Origin of the sequence: Streptomyces sp. MK37H (assembly GCF_018035285.1) — a bacterium.
In the GTDB taxonomy this organism is placed as follows: Bacteria; Actinomycetota; Actinomycetes; order Streptomycetales; family Streptomycetaceae; genus Streptomyces; species Streptomyces endocoffeicus.
On sequence record NZ_JAAAYH010000337.1, the window covers coordinates 1 to 9,917 of the forward strand.

The 9,917-nt window shown below is 70.6% G+C and carries 9 protein-coding genes and 1 pseudogene; 5 read left to right on the forward strand and 5 right to left on the reverse strand.

Translation table 11 applies throughout. The features are described 5' to 3' along the window. The first annotated feature begins 186 nt into the window (after nucleotides 1-186). The 3 genes from GWI24_RS33100 to GWI24_RS33110 all read left to right on the forward strand — a co-directional run bounded on the left by GWI24_RS33100 (nucleotide 187) and on the right by GWI24_RS33110 (nucleotide 3,817). Complete coding sequence (locus GWI24_RS33100; RefSeq protein ID WP_210949745.1) at nucleotides 187-1,380, forward strand: Ig-like domain-containing protein; 1,194 nt, start codon at nucleotides 187-189, stop codon at nucleotides 1,378-1,380. A gap of 124 nt (nucleotides 1,381-1,504) precedes the next feature. Then, entirely contained in the window at nucleotides 1,505-2,863 is a 1,359-nt protein-coding gene (locus tag GWI24_RS33105) for a hypothetical protein (RefSeq protein ID WP_210949746.1), read from the forward strand. A 363-nt stretch (nucleotides 2,864-3,226) separates the two neighbouring features. Beyond that, a complete protein-coding gene (locus GWI24_RS33110; protein ID WP_210949747.1) occupies nucleotides 3,227-3,817 on the forward strand; it encodes an Ig-like domain-containing protein in 591 nt (196 codons plus the stop codon). 93 nt (nucleotides 3,818-3,910) lie between these two features. On the opposite strand, the gene glnA is transcribed toward GWI24_RS33110, so the two are convergent. Beyond that, nucleotides 3,911-5,320 (reverse strand): type I glutamate--ammonia ligase, encoded by a 1,410-nt coding sequence (gene glnA, locus GWI24_RS33115; RefSeq protein WP_210949748.1) that lies wholly within the window; start codon nucleotides 5,318-5,320, stop codon nucleotides 3,911-3,913. Nucleotides 5,321-5,574: 254 nt separating this feature from the next. On the opposite strand from glnA, the gene GWI24_RS33120 reads away from it, so the two are divergent. Then, a complete protein-coding gene (locus GWI24_RS33120; RefSeq protein WP_210949749.1) occupies nucleotides 5,575-6,042 on the forward strand; it encodes an RDD family protein in 468 nt (155 codons plus the stop codon). A gap of 143 nt (nucleotides 6,043-6,185) precedes the next feature. Here GWI24_RS33120 and GWI24_RS33125 read toward each other — a convergent pair whose 3' ends face one another. The 4 genes from GWI24_RS33125 to lipB all read right to left on the reverse strand — a co-directional run bounded on the left by GWI24_RS33125 (nucleotide 6,186) and on the right by lipB (nucleotide 9,295). Further along, nucleotides 6,186-6,866, reverse strand: a complete 681-nt coding sequence (locus GWI24_RS33125) for a DUF4191 domain-containing protein (protein ID WP_210949750.1) — start codon at nucleotides 6,864-6,866, stop codon at nucleotides 6,186-6,188. 10 nt (nucleotides 6,867-6,876) lie between these two features. Further along, nucleotides 6,877-7,074 carry a hypothetical protein gene (locus GWI24_RS33130; protein WP_020871972.1) on the reverse strand — a complete coding sequence of 66 codons (198 nt, stop codon included), beginning with the start codon at nucleotides 7,072-7,074 and terminating at the stop codon, nucleotides 6,877-6,879. Nucleotides 7,075-7,328: 254 nt separating this feature from the next. Further along, on the reverse strand, nucleotides 7,329-8,279 hold the full coding sequence (lipA, locus tag GWI24_RS33135) for a lipoyl synthase (RefSeq protein WP_210949751.1): 951 nt from the start codon (nucleotides 8,277-8,279) through the stop codon (nucleotides 7,329-7,331). A gap of 191 nt (nucleotides 8,280-8,470) precedes the next feature. Then, entirely contained in the window at nucleotides 8,471-9,295 is an 825-nt protein-coding gene (gene lipB / locus GWI24_RS33140) for a lipoyl(octanoyl) transferase LipB (protein ID WP_210949752.1), read from the reverse strand. A gap of 204 nt (nucleotides 9,296-9,499) precedes the next feature. Here lipB and GWI24_RS33145 point away from each other — a divergent pair. Further along, nucleotides 9,500-9,917: pseudogene (locus GWI24_RS33145) on the forward strand (regulator); the annotation flags it as partial.

Sequence of the window (9,917 nt, forward strand, 5' to 3'; positions counted from 1 at the left end):
AGTCGCGCGCCTACTGGTGCTACAGACCGGTGGGTTTCACATCTGCCGGGGGACGGCGAGACGCGCATCCCGCGTCGAACGCCGTGAGCGCGCACCCCCCAACCCCTGATGCGCCGCCACGCGTCGCGGTCACAGCCCCGCGTGGCGAACAACGGCCCACCGCTCCCCCCCACTTGGAGGGCCATCATGGCTTCACCCACGATCACCCTGGTCACGGCGACACCGAGCCCCGCCGTGACCGGGCAGTCGGTCACGCTCACCGCCACCGTGATACCGGTCGGCGCCGGAACGCCCACGGGCACCGTCACCTTCGTGGTCAGCGGCGGTCCCACCCTGAACGGGACGCTGTCCGGCGGGACCGCCTCGGTCACCGCGAGCGGTCTGGGCGTCGGCGTCCACATCGTCACCGCCACCTACAACGGCGACGCCAACTTCACCCCGTCCACCGGCACCACGGCCGTCGTCGTGATCCAGGCGTCCACGACGACATCGGTGACGTCGGCGCCGGACCCCTCGACGCTGGGGCAGCCGGTGACGTTCACCGCCACGGTCACCCCGATCGCGCCCGCCACCGGGCCCCCGACCGGCACGGTCACCTTCGTGATCAGCGGCAGCGGGGGCGGTACGTTCACCCAGCCGCTGTCCGGCGGCGCGGCCACGCTCACCCTCAGCACCCTCGGTGTCGGCACCCACACCGTGGTCGCCATCTACAGCGGTGACGCCAACTTCCTGCCGTCCACCGGCACCGACACCCACACCGTGAACCCCGGGCCCGCGGCCACGACCACGACGCTGATGTCCTCGGTGAACCCGTCCGTGTTCGGGCAGCCGGTGACCTTCACCGCCACGGTCACGCCGAACGCGCCCGCCACCGGGACCCCGACCGGCACGGTCACCTTCGTGATCAGCGGCAGCGGGGGCGGTTCGTTCACCCAGCCCCTGTCGGGCGGCACGGCGACGTTCACCACCAGCGGCCTGGGCACGGGTTCGCACACCGTGACGGCCAACTACAGCGGTGACCCCAACTTCGCCGCGTCGTCGTCGGCGACACTGACGCAGGTGGTGAACCTGGCGGTGTCGACCACCTCGCTCAGCTCCAACCCCAACCCGGCCGAGGCCGGCTCGCCCATCGACTTCGTCGCCTTCGTGGCAGCCGTCGCGCCCGCCGGCGGCACCCCGACGGGCACGGTCACCTTCACCCTCACCGACGGTGCGACCACCATCACCATCGGGCAGCCCGTGGACGCCTTCGGATTCGCCTTCGTCTCCGACGCGGAGCTGCCGGAAGGCGAGTGGGACGTCAGCGCGGTCTACTCGGGCGACGCCAATTTCGGAGCCTCGGGCGTCTCCGAGTACACACAGATCGTCACCGGCGCCTAGGCCCGCGACCACGACCTGACCGCACAGCACCGAGCCCCGCCACTGCCCGAGAGGGGCGGTGGCGGGGCCCAGCCACGCGGCGCCGGGGAACATACCGGCGCATATATGCCCTATATGCGGGTAAATGCGAAGTGTGTACGGCAAGACGCCACGATGGGGAACGCTCCTGCTGGCCGTCCTCGTCGCCCTGACGGCGGTGCTGCTCACCGCCGGGGGCGCGCATGCCGAAACGGATGTGAACAAGATCGGCAAAGCGCTGCGCAATAGCCCCGTGTACGTCGATCCCGGCGCCTCCGACGCCTTGAGCGCCGGACAGGCCCGTGCCCTGGTGGCGCACATCCGCAAGGCGGATGTGCCGGTCTACGTGGCCGTTCTGCCGGACAACCCCGCGTACGGCGGAGAGCGCGTCTTCGGGCGGCTGCGCGCCGCCGTCGACCGCCCCGGCGTCTACGCGGTGGCGCTCGGCTCCTCCTTCGGCGCCGCCTCCGACACCTCGGTGCTGCCCGGACGCACCTCGCAGGCGCTGGCGGAGCGGAACCTGCGGCAGCACCCGCACGACCTCGCCGCCGTCCTGAACGGCTTCGTGACCGACACGGCCAGCGCGATCCACGACCGGACCGGCCAGGGGACCGGCGGCGACCAGGGCGCGCGGGGCTCCACCTTGTCGATGGGGGACGCGGTGGCGGTGCTGATCGTCCTGGCCGCCGTCGGCGGAAGCGGCCTGTACATGCTGCGGCGCACCCGCAAGCAGCGCCGCGAGCGCGAACGGGCCGAGCTGGAGCAGGTGCGCGGCGCGGTGGAGGAGGACATCACCGTGTACGGCGAGAAGCTCAGCGGGAGCCACTTCGACCCCGCCGATCCCGCGTCCACCCCCGAGATGGCGGACGACTACGGTCGCGCCCTGGACGCCTACGAGGAGGCGAAGGCCAGGTCGGCCGCCGCCCGGCGGCCCGAGGACGTACGGCCGGTGACCGAGGCGCTGGAGGAGGGCCGTTTCGCGCTGGCGGTGCTCGAAGCCCGTCGCGAGGGCGGCCCGCTGCCCGAGCGGCGCCCACCGTGCTTCTTCGACCCGCGCCACGGCCCCTCGGTCCGGGACGTCCCGTGGGCGCCCCCGGGCGGTACCCGGCGCTCCGTCCCCGCCTGCGCCGCGGACGCCACCCGCATCGACGACGGCCTCTACCCGGACGCCCGCACCGTCCCGGTCGGCGGCGACCGGCGCCGCCCGTACTGGGACGCCGGTCCGGCCTACGGGCCCTGGGCGAGCGGCTACTTCGGCGGCTACGGCTCGATGCTGCTGCCCGGGCTGCTGGTCGGCACGCTGCTGGGCGGGTCCCTCGGCCCCGACTACGGGACCGGCGCGTTCGACGGTGGCTTCGGCGACGGCGGGGACGGCGGCGACTCCGGCGGTGGCTTCGACGACGGCGGTTTCGGCGGTGGCTTCGGCGACGGCGGTGGCTTCGGGGGAGGCTTCGGCGACGGCTGACCCCCGCGCCGGCACACGGCCCGCAGACAACCCGGCACCCGCCCTGTGCGCGGTGCGTACGCGGTGCCCTGACCACGGGGAACGCGCGCCGCACGGGGCGGATGGTGTGCGCGGGGAAGGCCGTCGAGCGCTGCGCTATCCGGGGTAATTCGGCGGCACATCCCTGGCGGCCGGCGGCGAGTCGCGCGCCTACTGGTGCTACAGACCGGTGGGTTCCACATCTGCCGGGGGACGGCGACGCGGGATGCCCCCGCGTGGATCGCCGTATGCGCGCACCCCTGACCGCCGATGAGCAGCCGCGCCTTGTTCCCTCATGCGTGGCGAGTAACGGCCCACCACCCCACACCACTTGGAGGGCCAGCCATGGCCACGCCCACGATCACCCTGGTCACGGTCTCACCCAACCCCGCCACCTTCGGGCAGTCGGTCACGCTCACCGCCACCGTGATCCCGCTCGGCACCGGAACCCCCACCGGCGACGTCACCTTCGTCATCACCGGTGGCCCCACCGTGACCGGGACCCTGTCGGGCGGGACGACCTCGGTCACCGTCCCCAACCTGAGCGTCGGCTCCCACGCCGTCCTCGGCAACTACAACGGTGACACCGACTTCTCCCCGTCCACCGGCGCCAACGTCATCCTCGTCGTCCAGTCGGCCACCACCACATCGGTGTCCTCGTCGCCGGATCCGTCCACGCAGGGCGACTCGGTGACGTTCACCGCCACCGTCACCCCGGTCGCACCCGGCGCGGGCGTCCCGACCGGGACGGTCACCTTCATCATCGGCGGCCTCGGTGGCGGCGCCTTCGTCCAGCCACTGTCAGGGGGCGTCGCGACGCTGGCCCTCAACACCCTTGGCGCCGGCACCCTCCCCGTGATCGCCCTCTACAACGGCGACACCAGCTTCCTGCCGTCCTCCGGAACCGACACCCAGACCGTCAACCCGGCGGCATGAGCCCTCCCCGCACCACCGAGCCCCCGCCCCCGCCCATCGGGGCGGCGGCGGGGGCTCGGACGGAGCCGGAAGGGCTCACAGAGCGCGCACGGCTCACACGTCGAAGTAGAGCTCGAACTCGTGCGGGTGCGGACGCAGCTGCAGCGGGGCGATCTCGTTGGTGCGCTTGTAGTCGATCCAGGTCTCGATCAGGTCGGAGGTGAAGACACCGCCCTGGAGGAGGAACTCGTGGTCGGACTCGAGGGAGTCGAGGACGGCCGGGAGGGACGTCGGGACCTGCGGGACGCCCGCGTGCTCCTCGGGGGCGAGCTCGTAGAGGTCCTTGTCGATCGGCTCGGCCGGCTCGATCTTGTTCTTGATGCCGTCCAGACCCGCGAGGAGCAGGGCGGAGAAGGCCAGGTACGGGTTGCCGGAGGAGTCCGGGGCGCGGAACTCGACGCGCTTGGCCTTCGGGTTGGAGCCGGTGATCGGGATACGCATCGCGGCAGAGCGGTTACGCTGCGAGTACACCAGGTTGACCGGCGCCTCGAAGCCCGGGACCAGACGGTGGTAGGAGTTCACCGTCGGGTTGGTGAAGGCCAGCAGCGACGGGGCGTGCTTGAGGATGCCGCCGATGTAGTAGCGGGCGGTGTCCGACAGGCCCGCGTAGCCCTGCTCGTCGTAGAAGAGCGGGGAGCCGCCCTGCCACAGCGACTGGTGGACGTGCATGCCCGAGCCGTTGTCACCGAAGATCGGCTTCGGCATGAAGGTCGCGGTCTTGCCGTTCTGCCACGCCACGTTCTTGACGATGTACTTGAACAGCTGCAGATCGTCGGCCGCGGCGAGCAGCGTGTTGAACTTGTAGTTGATCTCGGCCTGGCCGGCGGTGCCCACCTCGTGGTGCTGGCGCTCGACCTGGAGGCCCGCCTTGTTCAGCTCAAGGGTGATCTCGGCGCGCAGGTCGGCGAAGTGGTCGACCGGCGGGGTCGGGAAGTAGCCGCCCTTGTAGCGGACCTTGTAGCCGCGGTTGTCCTGAAGCGCACCGGTGTTCCAGGCGCCCGCCTCGGAGTCGATGTGGTAGAAGGCCTCGTTCGCCTTGGTCTCGAAGCGGACGCTGTCGAAGACGTAGAACTCCGCCTCCGGGCCGAAGTACGCGGTGTCCGCGATGCCGGTGGAGGCGAGGTACGCCTCGGCCTTACGGGCGATGTTCCGCGGGTCACGGCTGTACTGCTCGCCCGTGATCGGGTCGTGGATGAAGAAGTTGATGTTGAGGGTCTTGTCCCGTCGGAACGGGTCGACACGCGCCGTGGAGAGGTCGGCACGCAGGGCCATGTCCGACTCGTGGATCGCCTGGAAGCCGCGGATCGACGAGCCGTCGAAGGCCAGCTCCTCGTTCGGGTCGAACGCCTCCGCCGGTACGGTGAAGTGCTGCATGACGCCGGGAAGGTCACAGAAGCGGACGTCGACGAACTTCACGTCCTCGTCCGAGATGAACTTCCGAGCGTCGTCGGCGTTCTGGAACATCCAACTCCTCCTAGCCCGGCCGCGGTGGGACGGGGATATGTCCGGTGGCGCGATTCCATGTGCGGTGGCGCGCTCCCGCCGACCATAGGCAGACGGGATTTCCCGGGCATGACCCATTTGTTTCACCCAGGTTAACCGGCTCGAGGGTGGCCGCGGGGCCTCGTGGCCTCGGAAAAGGCGCCGTACGGGGTCGCGGGAACCGCTGGGAAGGGGTCCGGCCCGGGGAACGTATGCGGTCGCAGTAACGTAGACGGGTGGACAAGAGGCAAGCAATCGGATCGTGGCTTTCCGGGCCCCGCGCGGCCGCCGAGGAGATGGGCGTCGACTTCGGCTACCGGGGCCAGGGCCTCGGTCTTCCCGAGAGCGGACCGGGCTCCATCGCGCCGCTGGGACGCCGTTTCGGGGCGCTCTTCATCGACTGGGGCCTGTGCCTGCTCGTCTCCTACGCGCTGCTGTCCGGCCGTAACGCCCAGGTCGCCGGGAACTGGGCGCTGCTGGTCTTCCTGGCGCTGAGCCTGGTCACCGTGGGCACCGTCGGCGCCACCCCCGGCAAGCTGCTGCTGAAGCTGCGGGTCGTCGGCGAGGGCGGGGTGCGGCTGAGCCTGCCGCGGGCCGTGCTGCGCAGTGTGCTGCTGGTGCTGGTCATCCCGGCGGTGGTCTGGGACCGCGACACCCGCGGGCTGCACGACCGGCTCTCCCGCGCGGTGCAGATCAGGGTCTGAGCCCGTACGGATCCGGGGCTGAGCCCGCCGTACGGATCAGGGGCTGAGCCCGCGGATTGCGTACAACCGCGTTACACACGAAACGGCGGCCCGGACTCTCTGTCCGGGCCGCCGTCCTGTATCCGTTCCGGTGAGGGGGGCGCTCAGCGCCCCTTCGGCATCCGCATCCCCTTGGGCATCGGGCCCTTCGGGATCGGCATGTTGCTCATCAGGTCGCCCAGCGCGCGCAGCCGGTCGTTGACCACCGTGACCTGTGCGCCCGGCAGCACCCGGGGGAGCTTCAGCAGCGTGGTGCGGAGCTTCTTGATCTCGACCTGGCCCTCGCCGGAGCCGACGATCACATCGTGGACCGGGACGTCCGCGACGATGCGCGCCATCTTCTTCTTCTCGGCGGCCAGCATGCCCTTGAGCCGGTTCGGGTTGCCCTCGGCGACCAGCACGACGCCCGCCTTGCCCACCGCGCGGTGGATGACGTCCTGGTTGCGGTTCATCGCCACCGCGGGGGTCACCGACCAGCCGCGGCCCACGTTCTCCAGCACCGCCGCCGCCGCGCCCGGCTGGCCCTCCATCTGTCCGAAGGCGGCCCGCTCGGCACGGCGGCCGAAAATGATCGCCATCGCGAGGAAGGCCAGGACGAAGCCCAGGATGCCCAGGAAGATCGGGTGGCCGATCCAGAAGCCGATCGCGAGAAGGACACCGAAGGTGACAATCCCCACGCCGGCGACGACAAGTGTGACCTTCGGGTCGACCCGTTTGGTCATCTTGTAGGTCAGGGCGATCTGCTTCAGCCGCCCGGGGTTCTCGGATGTTTCCTTCCTCGCCATACAGCGAAGTTTACGTGGCCTGGGAAGCCCCGGTGGACACGGCCTCCAGCACGTGTTCGGCCTCGTCCCGGTCCTTGGCCCGGCGCCGGTCCTCGAGGACGGCCGTCCAGGCGTTGCGGCGGGCGGTGCGCTGCCCGCCGCGCAGCAGCAGACCTTCCAGGACGAGGAGCGCGTCGGTGACGGACGGGCGTACGGGCGCAGCCGGCATGGATACCCCTCGGAAGCGGCGGATGATCGCTACGCACAACGTATAAGCAGTGCGTGGCTCAATCGTTACCCAATGGTGTTACCAGTGCGTGACTGGCCGGTCAAACACCGATGAAGCCCTGCCGTGGCCCGTATTCCGCCCTTGACCTGCGGCGTTCTCGAAGCCCTCGAATCTGTGTGTGCTCGCAATCACACAGCGTGTTGCTCACCCGGCCGACCGCCGACGGAACGTGACGGCGGAGCGGCGACGGAGCGTCAGACGGCCGGAGAAGCCACCGCGACATTGCGCCGCTCGATGGCCTGCTGGTACAGACGGCCGGCGCGGTACGAGGAGCGGACCAGCGGTCCGGACATGACGCCCGCGTAACCGATCTCCTCCGCCTCCTCCTTGAGCTCCACGAACTCCTGGGGCTTGACCCAGCGCTCCACGGGGTGGTGCCGGGGGGACGGCCGCAGGTACTGGGTGATGGTGATCAGCTCGCAGCCCGCGTCATGGAGGTCCTGGAGCGCCTGGCTGATCTCCTCGCGCTCCTCGCCCATGCCCAGGATCAGGTTGGACTTGGTGACCAGACCCGCCTCGCGCGCCTTGGTGATCACCTCGAGCGAGCGCTCGTAACGGAAGCCGGGCCGGATGCGCTTGAAGATCCGCGGCACCGTCTCGACGTTGTGCGCGAGCACCTCGGGACGGGCCGAGAAGACCTCGGCGAGCTGCTCGGGGACCGCGTTGAAGTCCGGGATCAGCAGCTCCACACCGGTGTCCGGCATCAGGGAGTGGATCTGGCGCACGGTCTCCGCGTAGAGCCAGGCGCCGCCGTCCTCCAGATCGTCACGGGCGACGCCGGTGATGGTCGCGTACTTCAGCTCCATGGTGCGTACGGATTCGGCCACCCGGCGCGGCTCGTCGCGGTCCAGCGCCTGCGGCTTGCCGGTGTCGATCTGGCAGAAGTCGCACCGCCGGGTGCACTGGTCGCCGCCGATGAGGAAGGTCGCCTCGCGGTCCTCCCAGCACTCATAGATGTTCGGACAGCCCGCCTCCTGGCACACGGTGTGCAGGCCCTCCCGCTTCACCAGGCCGTGCAGCTCGGTGTACTCGGGGCCCATCTTCGCCCGGGTCTTGATCCACTCGGGCTTGCGCTCGATGGGGGTCTGGCTGTTCCGGACCTCCAGGCGCAGCATCTTGCGTCCGTCGGGTGCGACTGCGGACACGTCCGGCACTCCTCTTTGCTTGACTCTGCTTGGCGGCTCGGCGTGGCGAGTTCGCCGGCGGGCTTGTCAATCGTCGGCGGTCACCAGGGTACGCCCGTGGTTCGTACGGATTTACGTCAAGGGCAACCGAACGCTGCGAGGACGCATTCCCGCAAAGGCCGTCCCGGGATGGTCGGAACGGCCCGGGAGGGTCAGACCGCGCGCGGCAGCGGGACGGAGGCCTCCAGGACCTCCCGCAGATGCCGCTCGACCACCGGCAGCACCTCGGCGATCGGCACATCCCGGCCCAGCTCCTCCGAGAGCGAGGTCACACCCGCGTCCCGGATGCCGCACGGCACGATCCGGTCGAACCAGGTGTTGTCCGGATTGCAGTTGAGCGAGAAGCCGTGCATCGTCACGCCCTTGGCGATCCGCACCCCGATGGCGGCCAGCTTGCGGTCCTCGCGGCGCTGCCCGGCGTTGGACGGGGCGTACTCCGGCCCGTTCAGCCGTGCGTCGAACTCCTCGTCCTCCAGCCGCGGGTCGAAGTCCAGCTTCAGCCCGCCGAGCGCGGGGCGCTGGTCCACCGGGTCGCCCAGCACCCACACCCCGCTGCGGCCCTCGACCCGGGTGGTCTCCAGACCGAACTCCGCACAGGTGAGCAGCAGCGCCTCCTCCAGGCGGCGGACATGCGCGATGACGTCCACCGGGCGCGGCAGCTTGAGGATCGGATAGCCGACCAGCTGGCCCGGGCCATGCCAGGTGATCTTGCCGCCGCGGTCCACGTCCACCACCGGGGTGCCGTCCAGCGGGCGCTCGCTGTCGGCCGTGCGCCGCCCCGCCGTGTAGACCGGGGGGTGCTCCAGCAGCAGGCAGGTGTCGGGGATCTCGTCCGCGAAGCGGGCGGCGTGCACCCGGCGCTGCTCCTGCCACGCCTCCTCGTAGTCCACGGCGTCCGCGCCGAAGCCCAGGTGGACGTAGCGCAGCACCGATGAACCGGGGGCCGACCCCGGGGAAGACGTGGTCACGGCGGTCACGGCAAGCTCCTTCTCGACCCGCGTCGGATGGGGGGCGGAGCCTCGCGGCGGCGCCCCCGCCACTGTACGACCGCGTCCCCTTACGTCCGCACCCGGCTCGTTCTCACACGATCGGATGAATGCCGCCGGACGGCCGCGATCAGCCCTCGAGCGGCGGTTACATTCGCGCCGTTCCACAGAGCGATCAGGGAGACCGGCAGGCTGATGACGGAACGACCCCCGCAGCGCATTCCCAATCGTCAGCTCGCCGCGCTCATCGCCGAGGCGGGCTTCTCCAACGCCGGGCTCGCCCGGCGGGTGGACCAGCTCGGACTGGAGCATGGCCTGGACCTGCGGTACGACAAGACATCGGTGACACGGTGGCTGCGCGGACAGCAGCCACGCGGCACCACCCCGGCGCTGATCGCCGAGGTGTTCACCCGACGGCTGGGACGCCGGCTGACCGCCCAGGACCTGGGCCTGGACGCGTGTGCGCCCGTCTACGCGGGGCTGGAGTTCGCCGCCACCCCGCAGGAGGCGGTGGACATCGTCAGCGGGCTGTGGCGCAAGGACTCCGGGAGCCATGCGGAGCTGCGGAAGATCGCCTTCACCCCGGCGGGTCTTGTCGTCCCCAGCCGCGACT